The organism is Pseudomonas sp. A-RE-19, from assembly GCF_019956555.1.
In the GTDB taxonomy this organism is placed as follows: Bacteria; Pseudomonadota; Gammaproteobacteria; order Pseudomonadales; family Pseudomonadaceae; genus Aquipseudomonas.
In genome coordinates, this window is record NZ_JAHBDQ010000022.1 from 98923 (window position 1) to 122200 (window position 23278).

25 protein-coding genes and 1 riboswitch are annotated in these 23278 nt (G+C 60.5%); of the genes, 5 read left to right on the forward strand and 20 right to left on the reverse strand.

What is annotated here, in order from left to right:
- Positions 1-80 precede the first annotated feature (80 nt).
- Positions 81-1445 (reverse strand): DNA recombination protein RmuC, encoded by a 1365-nt coding sequence (rmuC, locus tag KGB14_RS15525; protein ID WP_185047204.1) that lies wholly within the window; start codon positions 1443-1445, stop codon positions 81-83.
- 175 nt (positions 1446-1620) lie between these two features.
- Positions 1621-1944: a sel1 repeat family protein gene (locus tag KGB14_RS15530; RefSeq protein ID WP_223487669.1), complete on the reverse strand. Its 324-nt coding sequence runs from the start codon at positions 1942-1944 to the stop codon at positions 1621-1623.
- Between the two features lie 993 nt (positions 1945-2937).
- Here KGB14_RS15530 and KGB14_RS15535 point away from each other — a divergent pair.
- The 3 genes from KGB14_RS15535 (at position 2938) to KGB14_RS15545 (ending at position 5336) form a co-directional block, all read left to right on the forward strand.
- Complete coding sequence (locus KGB14_RS15535) at positions 2938-3162, forward strand: hypothetical protein (RefSeq protein ID WP_007898912.1); 225 nt, start codon at positions 2938-2940, stop codon at positions 3160-3162.
- 274 nt (positions 3163-3436) lie between these two features.
- Positions 3437-3919: a hypothetical protein gene (locus KGB14_RS15540; protein ID WP_223487670.1), complete on the forward strand. Its 483-nt coding sequence runs from the start codon at positions 3437-3439 to the stop codon at positions 3917-3919.
- A 145-nt stretch (positions 3920-4064) separates the two neighbouring features.
- Positions 4065-5336: an OmpP1/FadL family transporter gene (locus KGB14_RS15545; protein WP_223487671.1), complete on the forward strand. Its 1272-nt coding sequence runs from the start codon at positions 4065-4067 to the stop codon at positions 5334-5336.
- 92 nt (positions 5337-5428) lie between these two features.
- Here KGB14_RS15545 and KGB14_RS28475 read toward each other — a convergent pair whose 3' ends face one another.
- The 13 genes from KGB14_RS28475 to cobO form a co-directional block, all read right to left on the reverse strand.
- The gene (locus tag KGB14_RS28475; RefSeq protein ID WP_263294632.1) at positions 5429-5551 is read right to left on the reverse strand and encodes a hypothetical protein; all 123 of its coding nucleotides are present in this window, start codon (positions 5549-5551) and stop codon (positions 5429-5431) included.
- Positions 5548-6756, reverse strand: a complete 1209-nt coding sequence (locus KGB14_RS15550) for an MFS transporter (RefSeq protein WP_223487672.1) — start codon at positions 6754-6756, stop codon at positions 5548-5550. The genes KGB14_RS28475 and KGB14_RS15550 overlap by 4 nt, the downstream gene beginning before the upstream one ends.
- Before the next feature lie 52 nt (positions 6757-6808).
- A complete protein-coding gene (locus KGB14_RS15555) occupies positions 6809-7213 on the reverse strand; it encodes a MarR family winged helix-turn-helix transcriptional regulator (protein WP_223487673.1) in 405 nt (134 codons plus the stop codon).
- Between the two features lie 151 nt (positions 7214-7364).
- Positions 7365-8096, reverse strand: a complete 732-nt coding sequence (locus KGB14_RS15560) for an adenosylcobinamide-GDP ribazoletransferase (RefSeq protein WP_223487674.1) — start codon at positions 8094-8096, stop codon at positions 7365-7367.
- 2 nt (positions 8097-8098) lie between these two features.
- Positions 8099-8674 (reverse strand): alpha-ribazole phosphatase family protein, encoded by a 576-nt coding sequence (cobC, locus tag KGB14_RS15565; protein WP_223487675.1) that lies wholly within the window; start codon positions 8672-8674, stop codon positions 8099-8101.
- Positions 8671-9726, reverse strand: coding sequence for a nicotinate-nucleotide--dimethylbenzimidazole phosphoribosyltransferase (gene cobT / locus KGB14_RS15570; protein WP_223487676.1), 1056 nt, complete (start codon positions 9724-9726; stop codon positions 8671-8673). Before cobT ends, cobC begins: the two co-directional genes overlap by 4 nt.
- Entirely contained in the window at positions 9723-10244 is a 522-nt protein-coding gene (gene cobU, locus KGB14_RS15575) for a bifunctional adenosylcobinamide kinase/adenosylcobinamide-phosphate guanylyltransferase (RefSeq protein ID WP_223487677.1), read from the reverse strand. The genes cobT and cobU overlap by 4 nt, the downstream gene beginning before the upstream one ends.
- Positions 10245-10366: 122 nt before the next feature.
- A complete protein-coding gene (locus tag KGB14_RS15580) occupies positions 10367-11827 on the reverse strand; it encodes a cobyric acid synthase (protein ID WP_411740788.1) in 1461 nt (486 codons plus the stop codon).
- An 8-nt stretch (positions 11828-11835) separates the two neighbouring features.
- Complete coding sequence (cobD, locus tag KGB14_RS15585; protein ID WP_223487678.1) at positions 11836-12828, reverse strand: threonine-phosphate decarboxylase CobD; 993 nt, start codon at positions 12826-12828, stop codon at positions 11836-11838.
- Positions 12821-13729, reverse strand: coding sequence for an adenosylcobinamide-phosphate synthase CbiB (cbiB, locus tag KGB14_RS15590; RefSeq protein ID WP_223487679.1), 909 nt, complete (start codon positions 13727-13729; stop codon positions 12821-12823). The genes cobD and cbiB overlap by 8 nt, the downstream gene beginning before the upstream one ends.
- The gene (bluB, locus tag KGB14_RS15595) at positions 13726-14376 is read right to left on the reverse strand and encodes a 5,6-dimethylbenzimidazole synthase (RefSeq protein ID WP_223487680.1); all 651 of its coding nucleotides are present in this window, start codon (positions 14374-14376) and stop codon (positions 13726-13728) included. The genes cbiB and bluB overlap by 4 nt, the downstream gene beginning before the upstream one ends.
- Complete coding sequence (locus tag KGB14_RS15600) at positions 14373-15773, reverse strand: cobyrinate a,c-diamide synthase (RefSeq protein ID WP_223487681.1); 1401 nt, start codon at positions 15771-15773, stop codon at positions 14373-14375. Before KGB14_RS15600 ends, bluB begins: the two co-directional genes overlap by 4 nt.
- On the reverse strand, positions 15770-16381 hold the full coding sequence (cobO, locus tag KGB14_RS15605; protein ID WP_223487682.1) for a cob(I)yrinic acid a,c-diamide adenosyltransferase: 612 nt from the start codon (positions 16379-16381) through the stop codon (positions 15770-15772). Before cobO ends, KGB14_RS15600 begins: the two co-directional genes overlap by 4 nt.
- Before the next feature lie 80 nt (positions 16382-16461).
- A riboswitch (cobalamin riboswitch) is annotated at positions 16462-16696 on the reverse strand.
- Between the two features lie 154 nt (positions 16697-16850).
- Here cobO and KGB14_RS15610 point away from each other — a divergent pair.
- Together KGB14_RS15610 and KGB14_RS15615 are read left to right on the forward strand one after the other, a co-directional pair.
- A complete protein-coding gene (locus KGB14_RS15610) occupies positions 16851-17435 on the forward strand; it encodes a hypothetical protein (RefSeq protein WP_223487683.1) in 585 nt (194 codons plus the stop codon).
- Between the two features lie 68 nt (positions 17436-17503).
- Positions 17504-18817, forward strand: a complete 1314-nt coding sequence (locus KGB14_RS15615; RefSeq protein ID WP_223487684.1) for a PQQ-dependent sugar dehydrogenase — start codon at positions 17504-17506, stop codon at positions 18815-18817.
- 111 nt (positions 18818-18928) lie between these two features.
- Here KGB14_RS15615 and KGB14_RS15620 read toward each other — a convergent pair whose 3' ends face one another.
- From KGB14_RS15620 to KGB14_RS15640, 5 genes are all read right to left on the reverse strand, one after another.
- Positions 18929-19591, reverse strand: a complete 663-nt coding sequence (locus KGB14_RS15620) for a class I SAM-dependent methyltransferase (RefSeq protein ID WP_223487685.1) — start codon at positions 19589-19591, stop codon at positions 18929-18931.
- A 90-nt stretch (positions 19592-19681) separates the two neighbouring features.
- The gene (locus KGB14_RS15625) at positions 19682-20218 is read right to left on the reverse strand and encodes a C40 family peptidase (RefSeq protein ID WP_223487686.1); all 537 of its coding nucleotides are present in this window, start codon (positions 20216-20218) and stop codon (positions 19682-19684) included.
- A gap of 165 nt (positions 20219-20383) precedes the next feature.
- A complete protein-coding gene (locus KGB14_RS15630) occupies positions 20384-21019 on the reverse strand; it encodes a C40 family peptidase (RefSeq protein ID WP_223487687.1) in 636 nt (211 codons plus the stop codon).
- 227 nt (positions 21020-21246) lie between these two features.
- On the reverse strand, positions 21247-21951 hold the full coding sequence (hda, locus tag KGB14_RS15635; protein WP_007898944.1) for a DnaA regulatory inactivator Hda: 705 nt from the start codon (positions 21949-21951) through the stop codon (positions 21247-21249).
- Positions 21952-22187: 236 nt separating this feature from the next.
- The gene (locus tag KGB14_RS15640) at positions 22188-23255 is read right to left on the reverse strand and encodes an AI-2E family transporter (protein ID WP_223487688.1); all 1068 of its coding nucleotides are present in this window, start codon (positions 23253-23255) and stop codon (positions 22188-22190) included.
- Between the last annotated feature and the right edge of the window lie 23 nt (positions 23256-23278).

Genomic DNA, 23278 nt, shown 5'->3' on the forward strand with positions numbered 1-23278 from the left:
CAGGGGTTTGTGGTGTTCACTCTATTTGTGCAACAACACCAATCCACTGTGGGAGCGGGCTTGCTCGCGAAGCTTTTCGGCTACTCCGGCAACTCGGCCAGGCCATCGACATCCGTCATCGCTCGCTCCAACAGGTCCGCCGGCAAGCTTTTGCTGGCCCGCGCGCCAAGCAATTTGAGCTGCTCGCTGCGACTGACCAGGTTGCCCCGGCCTTCTGTCAGCTTATTGCGTGCAGAGCTGTAGGCCTTGTCCAGTTGCTGCAAGCGATTTCCGACCTCATCCAGATCCTGAATGAACAACACGAACTTGTCGTACAGCCAACCGGCACGCTCAGCGATTTCCCGGGCGTTCTGGCTCTGGCGTTCCTGCTTCCACAGGCTGTCGATAACCCGCAAGGTGGCCAGCAAGGTGGTCGGGCTGACGATCACGATATTGCGGTCGAAGGCCTCCTGAAACAGCGTCGGCTCAGCCTGCAACGCTGCGGAAAACGCCGCTTCGATCGGGACGAAAAGCAGGACGAAATCCAGGCTGTGCAACCCGTCGAGCCGCTTGTAGTCCTTGCCAGCCAAGCCTTTGACGTGACTGCGCAGGGACAGCACATGCTGCTTGATCGCGATCTGGCCGATGGCATCGTCCTCGGCCGCCACATACTGCTGATAAGCCGTGAGGCTGACTTTGGAATCGACCACGACCTGCTTGTCGCCGGGCAGGTAAATGATCACATCCGGCTGGAAACGCTCACCGTCCGGCCCTTTGAGATTGACCTGAGTCTGGTACTCACGCCCCTTCTCCAGGCCCGCGTGCTCAAGCACTCGCTCGAGAATCAACTCGCCCCAGTTGCCTTGGGTTTTCTGCCCTTTCAAGGCGCGCGTCAGGTTAGTGGCTTCGTCGCTCAAGCGCAGGTTCAGTTGTTGCAGCCGCTCCAGCTCCTTGGCCAGGGAAAAGCGCTCGCGGGCTTCAGCCTGATAGCTTTCCTCGACACGCTTTTCGAACGACTGAATGCGCTCCTTCAACGGATCGAGCAATTGGCCCAAACGCTGCTGGCTGGTTTCGGCAAAGCGCTGCTCACGCTCATCGAAAATCTTGCCCGCCAGCTCGGCGAATTGCGCGCGCAGCTCGTCTCGCGAGCCTTGAAGGTCGTTGAGACGCTGCTGATGGCTTTCCTGCTGCTCACGCAGCTCGGCGTTGAGGGAGGCGGCCTGAGCGTCCAGGCGACGCAACTCAGCCTCTTTGCCAGCGCGTTCGATATTCCAGGCATGGGCTGCATCGCGGGCATCATCGCGCTCGATCTGGAGCAGTTCGACTTCACGGCGCACGGCGGCCAGATCGGCTTGCTTGGCCGCGTTGGCCTGGCTCAGGTCAGCGATTTCATCACGACAAGTATCAAGCTGCGCATTCAAGCCATCCTGCGTCAGCTGGGCGATGGCGAGGCGCTCTTCCAGCAACGCCAGTTCGGCCTGCCCCGCGCTCGCCCGACGCTGAAGTTGCCAGGCCAGTGCCAGTAACGGCAGTGCAGCGCCCGCCAGCCCCAGCAATGCGCTGGTCAAGTCCAATGCCATAGCCATTCCTGCCGTTGAGATAAAGCCTGAAGGTTAACCAAGGCGTCAGGTCTTGGACAGCTCAGTCTTCGATCAGACCGAGTTCCTGCTGAGCGCGCCGGTCTCCCGCGCGCGCGGCCTGGCGCAACAAATCCTGGCCAATACGGCGATCCCGGGCATTGCCGCATTCGCGACACATCAACTGGCCAAGGCGACTTTGCGCGGCCACGATACCCTCACGGGCAGGCTGCTTGAGCAAACGTCCGGCGAAGTGTTTGACGTTAGGGTTTTCGCCCAGGCGCGGGCTGTCCAGCAGCCACTCGGCCACACGCATTGAAAAGCGCTTGGGGGTGGTAACACAAGGGGTTATGGAGGTAGCAGAGACTGATTCTGAGCGAAACTTCATAAAGCACTGCGGGACAGATCGGAAGGCGCGCCACTCTACTCTTTTTTTCGTACAGGTAAAGTCGAAAAAAGCCGGCACGCCCGTCCTAGAGCAAGCGCTTGGGACAATCCACAGAAGCTGTGGATAACTCAGTGGACAACCGCCTTTGAACTCGCGCAAAGCCCTGTGGAACGGGGCTCACAGTCAAACTGACGATTTTTTCACCAGTAAAAAAAAGCGATGTTTTTCATTGACTTAAATTTTCGTTACAGGCACCCACTGTCGTTGAGACGAGGATGACAGTGGCATGACAGCTTGCGCAACTTATGTGCACAAGTGCCTTCGAGACGGTTATATCGATGCGCTTTTTCGGCGCGTTTTGGCGGTAACGTTTGGGGATAACCTTGCAAACCCGCGCCACAGACTGATCCCGAGTCGATCCAGCGCTCCGATCAACGGTGAAGTTATGTCCTGTTACGGAGCGCATGCTGGCCCGGGCTCCTTCCCAACGCTCTGTTCGGACCCCATCGGCCAGACAGTCCAGCAGTCTTTTTTGCGAACAGACTTCCCTTCGTCGATTCAATCCGTTAGTATCCGCGGCGTTAGTACCAAGCTGAAAGTCAATTCTGGTCGAACAAATCCCCCCGGTCAGCCTTCCCCAAGGAAGCCTCCACCGACAAAACGGGATCGACCACCTCGATGGTTTCCAGGTAAGCCTTACGCCAACACAGCCTTTGAATCGAAAGCAAAGGGTGTTGCGAAGCTCACTTACTCTGACCGAACCAACCTGCAAATTGATCAGGATCTTCACCCCGGGCCCAGAACCTTTGCCCTTGATGTGTTGCCTGCCCTCCTAAGTACCTACCTGCCAGCCCAAGCGCGCCAATTTATAGCGCTTCAAACTGGCTGCTTTGTTCCAGTCGGGTTCTTCGTTCGACCAATGGTGGTCGTCGTCACTGGAACGTTTTAACTTTGCACGGTTCTTATCCGTGTCGCTTGTAGGAACACCCAATTATGTCTACTCAAATCCACACTCAGGATGCCATTCGCACCCTAACCAATGCTTTTGCTCCAATGAACTGCCTGATCATGGCCGCTCGCAAAGGCTGCTTCAGCTTCACTCTGGTCAATGAACACGGCATCGCTCGTCACAGCGAACGCCTGTACCCTGATCAATACTCCAGCGCAGAACCGCTGCAGGCTGTGATCGAGCGTACTCGTCAGGCACTGGTTGCCTGAGACGCCAGAAAAGCTGAAACCCAAAAGCCCTGCTCAAAAAGCGGGGCTTTTTATTGCCCGATGTTTCTCTTTTGGCCCTCATTGCCTAAGCACTAACCGATATAACGGTTATAACTCGAAGCCGGAAATATTTTAAAAACAGTCCTTTACAGCGAAATAATGACACTACACTTCAACTCAAGCGGCTTGATCCGCTTCCGGCGAGCCTGATTCGATCCATAGCTGCCAAGGCCCCCTTCAGGTGTCGCCGACCACTTCATGATTCGAGGCCTTTATGGGTATCGCTGCCAGCGAACTGTGCCGCTATGTGATCCGTCCGACATTGATCTACCTCGGACGCCATAGCGCAACTGCCGAATCCCTGCTGCTGGGTATTGCCGCCAGTCAGTCAGCCCTAGGGTCAGCCCTGCATGACCGCCGTGGACACGGCTTGTACCGAATCGCCGAACCCCGTCACCAAGCCCTCTGGGATCATTACCTGGCACTCGATCCGGAACGGGCAAGCCTGGTTCGCGGCCTGGCGAGTCAGCATGCTTTTTTAAGCGGGCCGCACCTGGAATTGACCGTCAACCTGCGTTACGCCACCGCCATCGCCTGGCTGCTGGTAGAAGAACAGAATACCCCCCTCCCCGCTCCCGATGATTTGCTGGGAATGGCCCGAATCTGGCGCCAGACCTTTCAGCCCCAAGGTCGTCTGCGAGATTTCACCTGCGCCTGGCAAACCTGTGTTTCATCGTTGAATCAGGTCGCCTGCTGACCCCACCATTTCCGAAGATCGCACAACAGGCGCGATTCTGGTCGGATTGTCCTACAAAACCGCTCTAACTCCAGCGATACAGGCTATAGCGCCCGGACGAAAATGTTGGTAATTTTCGCCCCGGTGATCACCAGGAGTTCTAATAATGAAAAAAGTAATGCTCAAAACCACCCTTAGCCTCGCCGTTGCCATGGCATCCACCCAGATATTCGCAGCTGGCTTTGCCATCAACGAACAAAGTATCAGCGGGATGGGTACAGGTTTTGCCGGTCGATCCTCTGCTGCCGACGACGCAAGCACCATTTTTGGCAACCCTGCCGGTATGTCTCGCCTCAAGCGCGAACAAGTGACAGGTGGCGTTGCATTGCTCGATGCACACACCGACATCAGCCACGCCAGCTCCCGCCCTAACAGCGGCTCCAACGACGGCGACATGGTTCCCTTCCTCGCCGTGCCGATGGGCTACTACGTCAAGCCCATCGACGACCACTGGGCTTTCGGCATCGGCATGTATGCCCCGTTCGGCCTGGTGACTGACTACGAAAAAGGCTTTGCCGGCCGTTACTTCGGCAGCAAGAGTGACGTGAAAATCATGACGTTGCAGCCGACCGTCAGCTACGCCTTCAACGACAAGGTGTCGATCGGTTTCGGTCCGACCATCAACCACATTGAGGGCACCCTGGAATCGAACCTGTCGCTGAACCCGCGCGCGCCGGACGGTGACGTCAAGATCAAGGGCGACGATACCGCACTGGGCTACAACATCGGCGTACTGGTTCAAGCCACCGACAGCACGCGCGTCGGCCTGACCTACCACTCGAAAGTGAAGTACAAGCTTGAGGGTGACACCAAGGTCAACTACAACGTCCTCGCGGCCGTGGGCCAGAATCCAAACCAGAAGTACGATGCTTCGCTGGACCTGACCACCCCTGAATCGGTCGACCTCTCGCTCACTCACGCGCTGAACGACAAGTGGACCCTCTACGCAGGCAGCACCTGGACTCGCTGGAGCCGCCTGAAAGATATCACCGTCGAAAACAAAGGTGTTCCGCGCGCCCTGAACGGTCAGTTCGGCACCATCACCGAAGAACAGAACTGGCACGACACCTGGGCTCACGCCATCGGCGCGTCTTACCAGTTGAACAAGGAATGGGTGTTGCGTACCGGCCTGTCCTTCGACCAGGCACCTACCAACAACGTCAACCGTTCTCCGCGCATCCCGACAGGCGATCGCAAGATTTTCAGCCTGGGCGCCGGCTGGAGCCCGACCGACGACCTGACCATCGACGTGGCGTACTCGTACCTGCGTGAAGAGTCGGTCAAGGTCAACAACAGTAACAACCGTGGCCAGACCTACAACGCCAAGTATGAAAACTGGGCAAACGGTTTCGGTGTAGGCGCAACCTACCGCTTCTGACGGCTTCTCACTCGCCGCCTGAATTGAAAAAGCCCCGCGCTCTTGTACAGAGGCGGGGCTTTTTAGTGGGCGTCAATCGGGGTTTCGAGGCCCTAGCAAGCCCCCATGCCCAACTGCATCAACGCCAGGCCACCCTGACGCCAACCCCACCATGCCAGGGTCAACAGCAATAGGCCGACGGTGATAACCGCTATCCGCGGCCAGAGACTGTTCATGCTGCACTCATCCGGGTTTGCAGACGCGCCACCGGCTGCTCGCGCACCGGCCAGTTCAGGGCTGCAGCCAACAGACTCAAGAGAATCGCCACCTGCCAGATCAAGTCGTAGCTCCCGGTTCGGTCATACACCACCCCGCCCAACCAGCCACCGAGGAACGAGCCGAGCTGGTGGAAGAGGAAAACGATGCCACCGAGCATGGACAAATTTCGTACGCCGAACAAGGTCGCCACCGTGCCGTTGGTCAAGGGCACCGTCGACAACCAGAGAAATCCCATGGTCATGCCGAACAAATAAGCCGTGACCTCGGTGACTGGCGCCCAGAGGAACAACGCAATCACCACCGCCCGCAACAGATACAGACCGGTAAGCAAGCGTGGCTTGGACATCCGCCCGCCAAGCCAGCCCGCGGTATAGGTGCCGAAGATATTGAACAACCCGATCAGCGCCAGCACCGTGGTGCCGACAGAGGCCGGCAAGTGTTGATCCACCAGATAGGCCGGCAGGTGCACACCGATAAACACCACTTGAAAGCCGCAGACAAAGAAACCGAACGCCAGCAGCCAGAACCCCGAATGGGAACAGGCTTCACGCAGCGCTTCAGAGAGGGTTTGCTCATGTCCGAGGACCGGCAGTGGTTTGTCCTTGAGCATGCTCACCAGCGGTATGATCAGCGCTACCACCAGGCCCAGCACCAGCAATGCCGCGGACCAGCCAAGCCAGCCGATCAGCCCCAGCGTGCCGGGCAACATGGCGAATTGACCGAAAGAACCGGCGGCGCTGGCGATCCCCATGCCCATACTGCGTTTTTCCGGCGGCACGGCACGGCCGACCACGCCGAGGATCACCGAGAAGGAGGTGCCGGACAGGCCGATACCGATCAACAGGCCGGCACTCAAGGACAAGGTCACCGCCGAATCGGACAACCCCATGAACACCAGCCCCAGGGCGTACAGAACACCGCCGATCAACACCACCTTCGCGGCGCCAAAGCGGTCGGCCAGTGCGCCGGTGAACGGCTGCGCCAGGCCCCAGATCAGGTTCTGCAAGGCGATGGCGAAGGCAAATACTTCGCGGCCCCAGCCGAACTCGGCACTCATCGGCGCCAGAAACAACCCGAAGCCGTGTCGCACACCCAGGGACAACGCCAGAATCAGCGCGCTCCCCAACAGAACCCAACCGCATGTACGCCACATCGATGTCATTCTTGTTCTCCGGTAGCGGGTATATACCCGCTTAAGTTCGAACAAACTGGCCTCAAGCCAGTTCGTCCAGCAGTTTCAGCAAGGTTTCGCGCTTCTCGGCACCCAGACGGTCGATCAACCGTTGCTGCGCCGCTTCCCAGACCGGCAAGGCCGCTGCCAGACGTTCACGCCCCGTCTCGGTGAGCAGAACGATGCGATTGCGCATGTCCTCACCCTCGACCAGCGTCACCAGGCCTTCACCCTCCAACACCCGCAGATTGCGCCCAAGAGTGCTGCGATCCAGGCCCATGGCTTCGGCCAGAGACGAGATGCTCGGCTGATCCAGACGCTGCAGATTGCACAGCAGAGAATACTGGGCAACGTTGATCCCGAAGCCGTCGAGAGCGCCGTCGTAATACCTGCTGACGCCACGAGCGGCGCGACGCAGATTAGTGCACAAACATTGAGAAGGAAGCATGGTGCGTGTATATACCCGCGGTTAAATGAAAGCAAATTTTTTGAAACATATTACCGTAGGAGCGAGGCGTGCCCGCGAAGGCGGTGTGTCAGTCGATATCAATATTGACTGTACCGCCGTCTTCGCGGGCAAGCCTCGCTCCTACAGGGGTTCAGAGCAGCGCCGCGCCCACCAGCACCGCCACTTCCAGCAATTCCAGCAACGCACCCGCCGTATCCCCCGTCGTCCCGCCCAATCGCCGCACCATCACTTGCCGCAACCAGACAAACAACACCGCCGCCAACACAAGCGCCCACACACCGCTGAGGCCAGCCATCAGCACACAGGCCACCGCACTGATCACCAACACCTGCCGACCGGCCGAACGCGGCAGATGATCGGCCAGCGCTTGCCCCAATCCACCCGGACGCACGTAAGGCGTGGTCAGGAACACCCCCAATAACGCGCTGCGGCTAATCAGTGGAACGATGATCAGGACCACGCTGTGTTGCTGCTCGATCAGCGCCAGCAACGCGGCAAACTTGAGCAGCAACACCAGCACCAGCGTCACCACGGCAATCGGCCCGCTGCGCGGGTCTTTCATGATTGTCAGGGTTCGCTCGCGGTCGCCGTAGCCACCGAGCCAGGCATCGGCGCTGTCGGCCAGGCCATCCAGATGCAACGCGCCGCTGAGCACGACCCAAACACTCAGCAGCAACGCGGCGTGAAGCAACAATGGCGTGCCCAGCAATAGCCAGTTCAGCCCCCACAGAATCGCGCCGAACAGCAAACCGACCAGCGGATAAAACAGCAGCGACCGGCCCAGCTCCTCGGGCGTCGGCATGCCCGGCAGGCGAATCGGCAGGCTGCTCAGAAATTGCAGGGCGATCCAGAACGGCAACATGGTCAGATCGCTTCCCTTAACAAGACACCGGATTCGACCGACAACGAGAACAACGCACCATGGCCGACTTCAACATTGAGCAGCTGTTCTCGAGGCAATCCACGCGCTTGCGCCAGCAATAAACGCATGACGCCGCCATGGCTGATCAGCAAGATTCGCTCACCCGCATAGGCCGCGTGCAGCCGCTCGATTGCCGCCAACACTCGCGCAGAAAAGTCCGCTACCGGCTCACCGTCAGGCGGCGTGAACGAATAGGGATCGGCCCAGAACAAGCCCAACGCCTCGGCGCTGGTTTCCATCAGCGCCGCAGCGCTCTGCCCCTCCCAGGCGCCGAAGTGCAGCTCTTGCAGGTCTTTATCCAGCTGCACCGGCAACCCCAGGTGTGCCCCGAGCTCTTGCGCAAAGCGTGCACAACGCTGCAGCGGTGAACTGACCACGCGATCCCAAGGCCCCTGCTCGACTACTGCGGCGCGCATCTGCTCCCAGCCCTTGTCGGTCAGTGCGTCGTCGAGGCTGCCGCGCAAACCGCCGCCGAGTTCGGTTTCGCCATGGCGCAACAGGTCCAGGCGCAAGGTCATGCCGGGCGATCCGCCACCGCGGCTTCGGCGAATGTCGCCATCTGCCCGTGCAGGTCGCAGGCCAGGCGCAGCAATGGCACAGCCAATGCCGCACCGCTGCCCTCGCCCAACCGCAGGCCGAGGTCCAGCAACGGTTCGGCGTTCAGGGTTTCGAGCACATGACGATGACCCGGCTCGGCACCACGATGACCGAACAGCAACCACTCACGGCAGGCTGGATTCAAACGCACCGCCACCAGCGCGGCGACGCTGCAAATAAACCCGTCGACCAACACCGCAACACCTTCCTGAGCACAGGCCAGATACGCGCCGACCAGAGCAGCGATTTCGAAACCGCCAAGGTTGAACAAGGTTTGCAGCGCATCGCCCCGTTGAGCACTGTGCAACGTCAAGGCCCGTTCAATGACGTGGGCTTTACGGCTGACACCCGCCGCGTTCAAACCGGTGCCCGGCCCGGCCAGATGCACCACCGGGCAATCGAGCAAGGCACAGGCCAAGGCGCTGGCGGCAGTGGTATTGCCGATGCCCATCTCGCCACCGATGAACAACTGCGCACCTGTCGCAATGGCGCGCTGCACGCTGTCGCGGCCGGCCTGCAAGGCGAGTTCGCCTTGAGCCTGAGTCATCGCCGGCCCCTGGACGAAATTCGCCGTGCCCGGGCCGACGTTCAGGTGACGCACACCCGGCAGATTCAACGACGGCGTGACGGTGCCGAGGTCGACCACTTCAAGAGAAGCCCCCAACTGCCGCGCCAACACGCTGATCGCCGCGCCGCCGCTGACAAAGTTGTGCAGCATCTGCCCGGTGACTTCCTGCGGAAACGCCGACACCCCTTCGGCGACCACGCCATGATCACCGGCAAAAATCGCAATCCACAGCTGATCAAGCGTCGGCTTGACTTGCCCCTGCAACCCGGCCAGTTGCACCGCCACCGATTCGAGCTGGCCGAGCGAGCCGGCAGGCTTGGTCAGTTGCTGTTGTCGCGCCTGCGCCTGCTCGACCGCTTGCGCATCGATTGGCTTGCACGGGTTCAGCCACCAGGAGTGAGTCATAACGCAGTTCCTTTCAAAGTCAGGGGCAGGCCGGCGACGGTCAGGACGACTCGCTGACAGCGCTCGGCCAAGGCTTGATGCAGCCAACCGGCTTCATCGACATAGCGGCGAGTCAATTCGCCCAGCGGCACGACACCCATACCGGTCTCGTTGCTGACAAAAATGATTTCACCCGGCAACGACGCCAGGCAGTCCAGCAGGGCTTCGCGTTCGGCCGACAGGCGCTCGGTGTTATCGAGCATTAGCAGATTGGTCAGCCACAGCGTCAGGCAATCCACCAGCAAGCAACGATCGGCACTGGCGTTCTCGCGCAGCACGCGGGCCAGTTCCAGCGGTTCTTCGATCAACGCCCATTCGGCCGGACGGCGGGCGCGGTGATGGGCCACTCGTTCGTTCATTTCACCGTCCAGAGGCTGGCTGGTGGCGATGTAAGTGACATGAAGCTGACTGCCTGTCGCCAGTTTTTCAGCCAGGCGACTTTTACCGGATCGGGCGCCGCCGAGGATCAGTTGCAGCATGGTCATCAACCTTCTAATTGGTGGTGTAGCGACGTACCCCATCGCGAGCAGGCTCGCTCCCACAGTTGACCGCGTTCCAATGTGGGAGCGAGCCTGCTCGCGATGGCGGTCTCGAAATCCCCCTAAAACCCACAGAGTTCACGCAGCAATGAAGTATCCAGATGCTTCTCCACCAAATCCGCCAACCGCTCGATATCGCGCTCGCGCAAGGCGTGGTAATCCACCTCCTGCACATCCTGCAAACCAGCCCAGCGCAACAGTGCACTGCATGCCGCCGGTGACTCGAACAGACCATGCAGATACGTGCCGAAAATCTGCCCATCGGCACTTTGCGCGCCATCGCAGCGACCATCGTCCAGCTGCACGGCGGCGTTTTCCAGCGCCGGCCCGGTGGTCACGCCCGCGTGAATTTCATAGCCGCTGACCTGCGCATCTTCCAGCGCCAGACGCCCATGCACATTGCGTAACTGCTTCTCTTCTTCGAGCTGCGTTTCGAACGCCAGCAAGCCCAAACCGGCACTGGAACCCGGTGCGCCTTCGAGACCCAGCGGGTCATGCACCTGCTCGCCGAGCATTTGCAGACCGCCGCAGATCCCCAGCACTTTTCCGCCGTAGCGCAGGTGGCGCGAGATCGCCGTGTCCCAGCCGTTGGCCCGCAGGTATGCAAGGTCGCTGCGCACGCTTTTCGAGCCGGGAAGAATGATCAGGTCGGCCGGCGGAATCGCCTGACCGGGGCCGATGAATTGCAGGTCCACTTGCGGATGCAGGCGCAGTGGATCGAAATCGGTGTGGTTGCTGATGCGCGGCAGTACCGGCACCACCACGTTGAGCACTTGATCGGCCTTGTCGGTCTGACGCTGATCAAGACCGTCCTCGGCCTCAAGATGCAGGTCCATCACATACGGCAAAACGCCAATGACCGGTTTGCCAGTGCGCGCCTCCAGCCAATCGAGACCGGGTTGCAGCAAGGCAATGTCGCCGCGAAAACGGTTGATGATGAAGCCTTTGACCCGCGCCTGTTCGCTGGCCGACAGCAGCTCCAGCGTACCGACCAAATGCGCAAAAACCCCACCGCGATTGATGTCGGCAATCAGCACCACCGGGCAGTCCACCGCCTCGGCAAACCCCATGTTGGCAATGTCGCCGGCGCGCAGGTTGATCTCGGCCGGCGAACCCGCCCCTTCGACCATCACCACCGGATACGCCGCCCTCAAACGTTCATGAGAGGCCAGTACCGCCTGCATGGCGATCGCTTTGTAGTCGTGATAGGCGACGGCATTCATGGTGGTGACCGCGCGACCATGAATGATCACTTGGGCGCCCGTGTCGCTGTTGGGTTTGAGCAGCACCGGATTCATGTCGGTGTGCGGTTCGAGATTGGCAGCTTGGGCCTGTACCGCTTGAGCACGGCCGATCTCGCCACCGTCGGCGGTCACCGCACTGTTGAGGGCCATGTTCTGTGGTTTGAACGGCACGACACTCACACCCTGGCGCGTGACCCAGCGACACAGCGCCGTCACCAACGTGCTTTTACCGGCGTCTGAAGTGGTGCCCTGCACCATCAAAGTCGCGCCCTGCACCATCAACGTAGTCATTGCGCTTCCTTGACGTAGGCTTCAAGCGCTTGCTCGAGACGCTGCCAATCTGCCTCATCCGCCGGCAAGCCAAAACGCAGGCTGCTGTTGTTCGTGAATAACCGCAGCAGAATGCCGCGTCGGGCCATGAACTCATGCAGCGCTTCGGCGCGCTCGGTGATCAGCCATTGGAACAACGCGCAGCCGCCCTGAGGTTTGAAACCATACTGCTCAAGCAGCAACGCCAGACGTTCGCCCGCCTCATCCGTGCGAATGCGTTGTCGGGTGTGCCCGTCCGTGTCCGTCAGGCAAGCCTGGCCCAGCACACGGGTCGGCCCGCTGACCGCCCAAGGCCCGACCTGTTCGGCCAGTAGTTTGAGCAACTTGCGGTCGGCCAGCACAAACCCCAGCCGCACACCCGCCAGGCCGAAAAACTTGCCGAACGATCGCAGCACGATCAAGCCGATCTGATGGGTGAACGGCGCCAGGCTCAACTGCGGCGTGTTGTCCATGAACGCTTCATCCACCACCAGCCAGCCACCGCGCTGGGCCAGCCGCGTATGCCAGTCCAGCAGGCGAGCCGGGGTCAGGCTCAGCCCCGTGGGATTGTTCGGATTGACCACCACCAGCACGTCGAGGCTGTCGATAAAGAAATCGACTTCCTGCTCCAGCACTTCACGCACGATGTAACCGTTGCGACGCCAGGCTTCGGCGTGTTCGGCGTAACACGGCGACAGCACGCCGACCTTGCCGGCCCGGCGCAAACGCGGCAGCAACTGAATCGCCATTTGCGACCCGGCCACCGGCAACACTTGGGCCGCACCGTAATAGTCGCAGGCAGCCTGTTCCAGACCATCATCGGTTTCCGGCAATCGCGCCCAGGCCCGCAGCGGGATGTCCGGCACCGGAAACGACCAGGGCGCAAGGCCACTGGACAGGTCGAGCCAATCGGCCTCGGCGATGCCATATTGAAGCGCCGCCTTACGTAACCGGCCACCGTGCTCAAGCATAGAATTCAGCCCCCACGCAAAGAATCAGCAGCCATAACCATACCCCGCGCTGGACCAATTGCCAGCCACGGTCGATGGAGTCGGCATCCGCCGGCAGGCCTTCACCCAGTTGTGGACGCTGATGCAGTTCACCGTGATAAATCGCCGCCCCGCCCAACTCGACACCCAACGCACCGGCACCGGCGGCCATCACCGGTCCGGCATTCGGGCTGTCCCAGGTCGGCCCCTGGGTGCGCCAGCACTTCAATGCCAGTCGGGTTTTTCCCAGTAACGCGTAGGTCAACGCCACCAGGCGTGCGGGAATGTAGTTCAGAACATCATCGATCTTCGCCGCGGCCCAGCCGAAACGTTCGAAGCGATCGTTGCGGTAACCCCACATCGCATCGAGGGTGTTGCTCAGGCGATAAAGCACCACGCCGGGCGCCCCCGCCACGGCAAACCAGAACAGCGCGGCGAACACCGCGTCGCTGCCGTTCTCCAGCACCGATTCGGTGGCGGCGCGAGCGACTTCGGTTTTATCCAGTTCGCTGGTCTGACGGCTGACCAGATAACCGACGCGTTGGCGCGCCTCGATCAAGTCATCGCTGCGCAGGGCCTTGGCCACTGGCTCGACATGCTCACCGAGGCTGCGCATTCCGAGGGCGCAATAGAGCGCGAGAATCTCGACGACCCAGCCAACGTAAGGCGCCCAGGAAAGTGCGGTGGCCAGCAAGGTCAGCGGCACGACCGCCATCACCCAGGCCGTAACGCCGTGACTGCGCCAGCCGCGGCCACCGGAGTTGAAGCGTTGCTCGATGCGATCGGCAAAACGACCGAACGCCACCAGCGGATGCCAGCGCTTGGGTTCACCCAGTAGCGCATCCAGCGCGACCGCGGCGACACTCAACAACGCCACACTCATTGACTCACTCCCCAATAGTTTTCATACAGCAACTCGTCGAGCGGACGCGCCTGCGCCCAGCCTTCGAGTACCAGCATCGGCGCTGGATAGAATGCCTCGACCGGCCCCAGGCAAAGAACGGCCAAAGGCTTGGCCCCGGCCGGTAAACCCAACAAGTCCGCCAAGGCTTGCGGCTCGAACAGCGACACCCAGCCCATGCCCAGCCCTTCGGCGCGGGACGCCAGCCAAAGGTTCTGAATGGCGCAGGACAGCGAGGCCATGTCCATTTCCGGCAGCGTACGCCGACCGAAGATATGCCGTTCGCGATCGTCCATCAGCGCGGCGACCAGCACCTCGGCGCAGTCGTTGATGCCTTCGACCTTGAGCTTCATGAATTCGTCGGTGCGCTCGCCGAGGGCTTCGGCGGTGCGGATGCGTTCCTCTTCCACCAGCTGCTGGATCTTGCCGCGCAGTGCCCGGTCGCTGATGCGGATGAAACGCCAGGGCTGCATCAGGCCGACACTCGGCGCCTGGTGCGCGGCTTCGAGCAAACGCCTCAGTAACTCAGGCTCAACGGTGCCGCCGCTGAAGTGACGCATGTCGCGGCGCTCTGCAATCGCGCGATAAACAGCTTCGCGTTCGGCTTCGGAAAATGCGTTGTCGGTCATGGCCGCTTCGCGAGCAGGCTCGCTCCCACAGTGGACCGCGTTTCTTCAGGCGACACACTCTCTAATGTGGGAGCGAGCCTGCTCGCGAAAGCGGTCTCAAGGTCAGGCGCAAACAGCGCAGCAATCGCCAATGGATTGGACGGAAAATAAAAATGCACGTAAGAAGCCGTCATCCGCCCCTCGCGATAAACCGCCTCCGCCCCTCGCCCACCATTGGGGCTCAGCCCACGAGCAATCGGCTCAAGTTCCGTGCTGGTCAACGAGTGGTGATACGTGTGCCCTCGCAGCAAACCTTCCGGCAATTCCACCGACTGCAAGGCCAACGCGGCAAGACGCTTCTGCATCACCGCCTCACCGGCCAGCAAGCCGACCAGCTCAGCACGAGTGCCCTCGACATCGGTCAAGGAATCCAGCAGATACAGCATGCCGCCACACTCGGCCAGCAACGGTTTGCCCGCCGCATGGTGAGCGCGGATCGCGGTCAGCATCGGCGTGTTCTGTGACAACGCCACATGGTGCAATTCGGGGTAACCGCCCGGCAGATAAAGACTGTCTGCCTCCGGCAATTGGGTGTCACGGATCGGTGAGAAGAAAGACAATTCGGCGCCCATGGCCCGCAGCAGATCCAGGCTCGCGCCGTAGGTAAACGCGAAGGCTTCATCCCGGGCCACGGCAATCCGCACTCCGGCAAGTAACGGTTCGGCTGCGATCATTTCAGGCGCGGCAAACTCCACGGCCGGCGGTAGAGCCACGTCGCAACTGCCGGCCAGCGAGGCGGCGGCCGCATCGAGGCGCAAATCGAGGTCATTCAGTTCGCTGGCCTGAACCAGGCCGAGATGCCGACTCGGCAATTCGATCCCGGTCTCCCGGGACAACGCGCCGTACCAGCGCAAGCCTTCAGTCAGGCTGCCTTCGAGCAACTGCGCGTGACGCACAGTGCCGACCCGGTTGGCCAATACACCGGCAAATGGCAAATCCGGCTGATAGCGCGCAAGGCCCAGGGCGAGCGCGCCAAACGTCTGCGCCATGGCGGTGCCGTCGATCACGCCAAGCACCGGCACACCGAAGTGCCGCGCCAGATCAGCGCTCGATGGCGTCCCGTCGAACAGCCCCATGACGCCTTCGATGAGGATCAGGTCAGCTTCGCCAGCGGCCTCCCACAATAGACGCCGACTTTCCTGCTCGCCGACCATCCACATGTCCAATTGATAGACCGGTGCGCCACTGGCGCGCTCGAGAATCATCGGGTCGAGAAAATCCGGGCCGCATTTGAACACGCGAACCTTGCGCCCCTGGTTGCGATGCAAACGGGCGAGCGCTGCGGTCACGGTGGTCTTGCCCTGACCGGAGGCCGGCGCGGCGATCAGTACCGCCGGGCAATGACGTGGTTGACTCACAACTCGACGCCTTTTTGCGCTTTGATCCCGGCCTGGAAGGCATGTTTGATCATGCCCATTTCAGTGACAGTGTCGGCCAGCTCGATCATCTCCGGTTTGGCGCCGCGACCGGTGACCACCACGTGTTGCATCGGCGGACGGGCCTGCAAGTCGCTGAGCACCTGATCGAGGTCGAGGTAGCCGTGCTTGAGGGCGATGTTCAACTCATCGAGCACCACCAGGCCGATGGACGGATCGCGCAGCAATTCGCGGGACACCGCCCAGGCGGCTTCGGCGGCGGCGATGTCGCGCTGGCGGTCCTGGGTTTCCCAGGTGAAGCCCTCACCCATCACATGAAAACGCACCTGCTCCGGGAAGCGCCGGAAGAACAGCTCCTCGCCGGTGCTGTTGCGCCCCTTGATGAACTGCACCACGCCGCACTGCATGCCGTGGCCCATGGCCCGCGCGAGCATGCCGAACGCCGAGCTGCTTTTGCCTTTGCCGTTGCCGGAAAGTACCAGCAGCAGGCCGCATTCATTCGGCGAATTGGCGATGCGTTCATCGATCACCGCTTTTTTGCGCAGCATGCGCGCCAGATGGCGTTCGTCGCGATCGGGGGTATCAGTCATGGGGGAGCTCTCCGTTGAGGCTGGATAACGGCGGGCAGGCACAAGAATAGACGGCAAGAAGCCTGGCATCGCCCACCGTGATGCCGCTGGATGGATCAGGCCGGTCTCCGGGCTCATGAGCGGCGCCAGGCCAACTGCGCGCCTTCCCATATCGATAGTCGACACAGTGGCTCTCGGCGCAGCTTTTACTCATTTACCGTTGCGGGGGCAGCGCCGGGATCATGATCATTCTTCGCTGGAAGAAATCCACTCACCGGCTTCCCTGTTTCACTCTGTCGACCAAGGTCACAGAGCACCTGAAACAAGCCGCGAAGGTTAGAGGGTTGGGGGTGGAGCGTCAATTAAAGCCGGGGCGCCGCTGAGCGAATAACTGCCATCGATCAATAAACTGACGCCAATCTTGTGCCACACTGTCAGCAGTGATATCAAAGAGCCACAACCTGACAACACAATAACAAGGGTGAGCCACATGCAAGGCATGATCATCAGCAATCCGAAGCTGGAATTCCTGCGCCCGGTGCTGGAACGCTGGTTTGACTGTATCGACCGCTACAACGCCGTGCGCGGCGATAACGACACACCTTACTGGTACGACGAAAAAGCCAACCTCGGCCTGCTTTCCGCCGCGGCCTGGATGGCGGAAATGGTCACCTTGCAACAAACGCCGACGCGCAAGCAGAACGAAGAAGGCGAACGCAACGGCCGCGCCGATCTGTTTATCGCCACCCCCGAAGAACGCGCCTACCTTCAGGCCACTCAACGTTGGCCGCGGGTCAACAGCCTGAACCTGACCCAGGCATTGGCAGACATCACCAGCGACGCCAAGCGAATCAGCTACGCCAGCGACCTGAAACTCGGCTGCCTGTTCGTTGCGCCGCAGAAAGCCCAGCACAGCGCCACCCCGGAAGAACTCCAGGACATGGTCGACGACCTGCAAAAGGAACACACCTGCGCCGTGGCCTGGTACTTCCCTTACGCCTACCGCAAGTTGCGCAATGAAGCCGGTCACTACCATCCGGGCATCGCCGTGCTGCTCAAGGAGGCTCGCGGCTGACCGGTTGAACCATCATGCATCTACCCTTCTCTATGATTACGTCAATGCATTCATAGGGAAGATCAGTAATGCACAAACCCCAGCTTGTTTTTATCATCGCGCTCGCCGGAGGGCTCGCCGCCTGTGGTGAAACCTCCAGCCTGCAAGTCTCGGATGGCACAGGCCCTTCGCCCAAACTGCCAGAACCGAATAAAACCCTGATCCCGACGGTGAACATCGCCCCGGCGATCGGCTGGCCTGTAGGGGCGAAACCCATCGCCGCGGCAGGAACTCAAGTCGCGGCGTTTGCCGAAGGCCTCGATCATCCGCGCTGGCTTTACGTGCTGCCCAACGGTGACGTGCTGGTGGCCGAAACCAACGCGCCGCCCAAACCCGATGACAGCAAAGGCATTCGCGGCTGGGTCATGGGCAAAGTCATGCGCCGCGCCGGGGCCGACGTCCCCAGCCCGAACCGCATCACCCTGCTGCGAGACAAGGACCACGATGGCGTCGCCGAAACCCGCACGGTGTTCCTGGAAAACCTCAACTCGCCCTTCGGCATGACCCTGGTCGGCAATGACCTGTACGTCGCCGACACCGATCGCCTGCTGCGCTTCCACTATGAAAACGGCGAGACAGCGATCAAGTCGCAGCCGATCAAGGTGATCGATCTGCCGGGCGGCACGCTGAATCACCACTGGACCAAAAACGTCATCGCCAGCAAGGATGGCAGCAAGCTGTACGTCACCGTGGGCTCGAACAGCAATGTCGGTGAAAACGGCATGGATCAGGAGGAAGGTCGCGCGGCGATCTGGGAAGTGGATCGCGCCACCGGCAACCATCGGATCTTCGCCTCCGGGATTCGTAATCCAAACGGTCTGGCCTGGGAACCTCAGAGCGGCGCACTGTGGACCGCAGTCAATGAGCGGGATGAAATCGGCAGCGACCTGGTGCCGGACTACATCACTTCAGTGAAAGATGGCGGGTTCTACGGCTGGCCTTACAGCTATTACGGCCAGCACGTCGACATTCGCGTCGAGCCGCAAAACCCTGAGCGGGTGGCCAAGGCCATTGCGCCAGACTACGCGGTGGGGCCACATACCGCGTCACTGGGACTGACGTTCGCCGAAGGCAGCAAGTTGCCCGCGCCGTTCACTCAAGGCGCCTTCATCGGTCAGCACGGCTCATGGAACCGCAAGCCACACAGCGGCTATAAAGTGATTTTCGTGCCGTTCAGCGCCGGCAAACCGACCGGTCAGCCGGTGGATGTGCTCACCGGCTTTCTCAACGACGAGGAAAAAGCCATGGGCCGACCCGTGGGTGTGGTGATCGATCAGCAGGGAGGCTTGCTGGTGGCGGATGATGTGGGGAACAAGGTGTGGCGCGTTTCGGCGGCTCAATAACTGCGACACACATCACTGTGGGAGCGAGCCTGCTCGCGATGGGGCCAGCACATTCAAAGACGATGTGGCCTGACGCACCGCTATCGCGAGCAGGCTCGCTCCCACAAGGGATCAGCGCTTACGACAGAGCGTGAGGCCATCTCCCAGCGGCAACAACGACAGATCCACACGCGAGTCATCCTTCAAGGCGCGATTGAGCGCCTGGATGGCTCGGGTGTCTTCGCTCTCGGGATTGTCCTCCAGCACCCGCCCGCTCCACAGCGTGTTATCGAATACCGCCAGGCCACCGACCCGCAGCAGACGCAGCGCATGCTCCAGATAAGCCGGATAGTTAGCCTTGTCGGCATCAATGAAAATCAGATCGAAGTGCCCGCCCTGCCCTTGCCGCTCAAGCTGCGCGAGGGTTTCCAGCGCGGGGGCCAGACGCAAATCGATGCATGCGGCGAGGCCTGCTTCCTGCCAGTAACGGCGCGCGGTGGCGTTGTAATCGCCAGGGAGATCGCAACAGATCAGCGAACCGTCATCCGGCAATGCTGCCGCCATGCACAACGCGCTGTAACCGGTGAAGGTGCCAACTTCCAGCAGACGCCTGGCGCCGATGAGTTTGACCAGCAACGCCAGGAATTGCCCCTGCTCCGGCGCCACCTGCCAGCGAGCCATGGGCAGCGCCTGGGTTTCGTCACGCAGACGCTTGAGCAGCGGCGTTTCCCGCAGGGAAACGTCGAGCAGGTATTGGTACAGAGAATCGTCGAGATTGAGCGTGCGAGCGGTCATGGCAACCTCCGTCAGCGGGTGTTCTCAATGAGTTTCCCCGCCGCACCGGGTTGTGCCTTAAAGCGGCGGGGTAACTGATTGAGAGCGCCCCTAGGGATTATGTGCCAAGTGCTCGGGTTGCAAGACGCGCTTGGCGCTCAGATAGGCTTTCTGCCAGTAAGCCTTGGACAAGCTGTCCAGCTTGACCGTGCCGCCCGTGGCGGGCGCGTGGACGAAGCGGCCTTCGCCGACGTAGATCCCGGCGTGGCTGACCTGGGAGCCGCCATTGGTGGCGAAGAAAATCAGGTCGCCGGTTTGCAGGCCTTCCTTGCCGACATCGGGGGCCTGCATGCCGATCATCTCGCGCGTGGAGCGCGGCAAGGAAATGCCCGCGACATCACGATAGACGTAACCGATCAAACCACTGCAATCAAACCCGGAATCCGGCGTATTACCGCCCCACCGATAAGGCGTGCCCACCAGACCCAGCGCACGGAACAGTACGTCTTCCGCCTCCGGGGAAAAGGCTTGGGAGGGACCGAAAACAACGGGTGCGCGAACCACCGGTGCAGGTGGCGGCGTGCGGCTGGCGCAGGCGCTGAGCAGCGCTGCGAAGAACATGAGTGCGAGGCGGGCCGACATCGTCATAAACAGAACATCCTGATCTGGCTGCGGCTTTTTCCACCGGGAAGGCAGAAAAGAAAACCGCCTGCGCAGAACGCAGGCGGTTTGCCATCAATAATAGATCAGGATTCTAGCGGCTACGCGGCAAACTTCAAGTAAGACTTTAAGTTCGCCTTACAAACTGTCCGCTTACTTGCGTGCCGTAACGATAGTCGGGGCCGCAGCGGGTGCCATTGCGAGTGCACGCTTGGCTTCGATGAAGGTCTTGCTCCAGTAGCTGTCGCCCAGGTTATCGACCCGGACACCACCGCTTTTGCGGCTGCTGGAATGGATGAACTGGTTATCACCCACGTAGATCCCGGCGTGACTGACGCGACCGCGACGGCCATTGGTGGCGAAGAACAGCAGGTCACCCGGCTTAAGATTATTGCGAGCGACCAGCGGAGCATCCACGTTGATCATTTCGCGAGTGGAGCGCGGCAAGTCCATGCCAGCTTCTTCACGGAACAGATAACCGATGAAGCCGCTGCAGTCGAAGCCAGCCTCGGAGGTGCCGCCGAAACGGTAACGGGTACCGATCAGGGACATGCCACGTTCGAGGATGCTGTCGGCCAGAACCGGAAGCTGGTACGACTTGCCGCCGGCGAAGTCTGCCATTTCTTTATCGGTGGCCACATCTTCCTGGAAAAGAACGGAAGATTGCGCGGTAACTGAATTCCTGACCTGCTGTTGTTGCTCTTGCTGGGACACTGGAGAGTGAGCAGCGCAACCGAACAACAGGGTGACGAGTGCGAGAGGCACGAGGGGTGCAAAGCGATTTAGCATGGGCACGACCGTGGCTGATAGTTGTAAAGAAGCCGAGACTATGCCCGCTATCAACCTCATTTGCAAATTCAATCGATCTTTATGTGACTTATCGGTTTCTCGTTTACATCTAAGCGCTTAAGCCCATTTTGAACTTTTGCGCAGCCTGCCACCGTGCGGGAAAGCGGATTCGTTGACGCCTTGAATATGCCGGAACCCGCGAAAAACCTGAGCTGTACCAGTTTTTTTTACCAACCAAGGGTTTCTTTCAGGAACGGAATTGTCAGCTTGCGCTGAGCTTGAAGGGAGGCCTGATCGAGGCGTTCAAGCAGCTCGAACAATGCACTCATGCTGCGGGTACCGCGGGTCAAAATAAAATGCCCGACTTCATCGGTCAGGTGCAGGCCACGACGGGATGCGCGCAATTGCAAGGCACGCAATTTATCTTCGTCAGAGAGCGGGCGCATCTGGAAGATGAGTGCCAGCGTCAGCCGCGACTTGAGGTCGGCCAGCTTCACCGGCAGTTCGCGCGGGGATGTCGAGGCGGCAATCAACAGACGTCGACCGCTGTCACGCAGACGATTGAACAGATGGAACAGCGCCTCTTCCCAATCCGCCTTGCCGGCAACCGCCTGCAAATCATCCAGGCAAACCAGTTCGTATTGTTCGAGGTTGTCGAGGATTTCGATGCCGCGGTCCAGCAACTCGGCCAATGGCAGGTACACCGCCGGCTCCCCCAGCTGTTCGAACCGCAGGCACGCCGCCTGCAGCAAATGCGTGCGCCCTACCCCGTCCTTGCCCCAGAGGTAAATCAGGCTTTCCGTCCAGCCGGCGTCGGCTTCGCAGAGCCGCTCGACATAGCCGAGTGCAGCGGCATTGGCGCCTGGGTAGTAATTGATAAAGGTAGCGTCGTCACGCAGACGCACACCTAGGGGCAGCTGAATCGGTTTCATGCTGACTGAACAGTTCGAAAGGAACCGTTAGTGGCCTCTGTGTAAAGTTTGCGAAGTTTATACCCGTGAAGCTGACCGCACAATGCGACAGACCACAAGCAAAATCAAAGGTTTGCGTTAACACCCTGGTTTTATGACAGTTTCTTTGGCGGTGCATGTGACAGCCGCGCAAGGGAGACAGGCAAACCTGGCATGAAACCAGGCTGCCCGCTACGAGCGATCAAAAAACCTTACCGCTAAGACTCGTCGATACCGCCGTACATATCCGAGTCCTTATACAAATCCTGTACGTGGCGCACCAGGACCATAATCACCGCCGCCACCGGCAATGCCAGCAGCACACCGGTAAAACCGAACAGCTCACCGCCGGCCAGGATCGCGAAGATCACCGCCACCGGGTGCAGGCCGATCCGGTCGCCCACCAGCAACGGTGTCAGGACCATGCCTTCCAGCGCCTGACCGACCATGAACACCGCGACGATACCGATCATGGGATACAGATCGCCACCGAACTGGAACAGGCCGGCAATCAAGGCCGCACCAATCCCGATGACGAACCCCATATACGGCACGATCGCCGCCAGGCCGGCAATCAGACCGATCAACAGCCCCAACTCCAGCCCGACGATCATCAAGCCTGCGGCGTAGATCACGCCCAGCGCCAGCATCACCAGCAACTGCCCGCGCACGAATGCCCCAAGCACTTCATGGCATTCCCCGGCCAGGGACACGAGGCGCTCTTCACGATCACGTGGCAGCAGGCTGCGGATCTTGGCCATCATCAGGTCCCAGTCGCGCAGCAGATAAAAACTCACCACCGGAATCAGTACCAGATTGGCCAGCCAGCCAATCAGCGCAAGGCCTGAAGCCGTCGCATGACTCAGCACCACGCCGACGATGTCGGTGGTCTGGCCCATGTGCTCGCTGATAGCAGCCTTGAGCCTGTCGAACTTCCAGAAGCCTTCCGCCAACCCCATCTTCGATTGCGCCCACGGCAAGGCGGTGTGCTGCAACCAGTCGAGCATTTGCGGTGCCAGCTCATACAAACGAAACAGCTGCTTGGCGAGCATCGGCACCAACACCAACAGCAACGCGGTGACGATCAACGTGAACAAGGCGAACACCGCCACCACGCCCCACGTCCGCGACAGACCGTACTTCTCCAGTCGATCCACCAGCGGGTCAAACAGATAGGCCAGCAGCAGCGCCACCAGGAACGGCGTCAGGATCGGGTGCAACAGGTAAACAAACGCGCAAAGCAGGACCACCCCACCGAGCCAGAACCAACGCCGAGTATCGGCCATGTACCACTCCTGCTTCTATATAA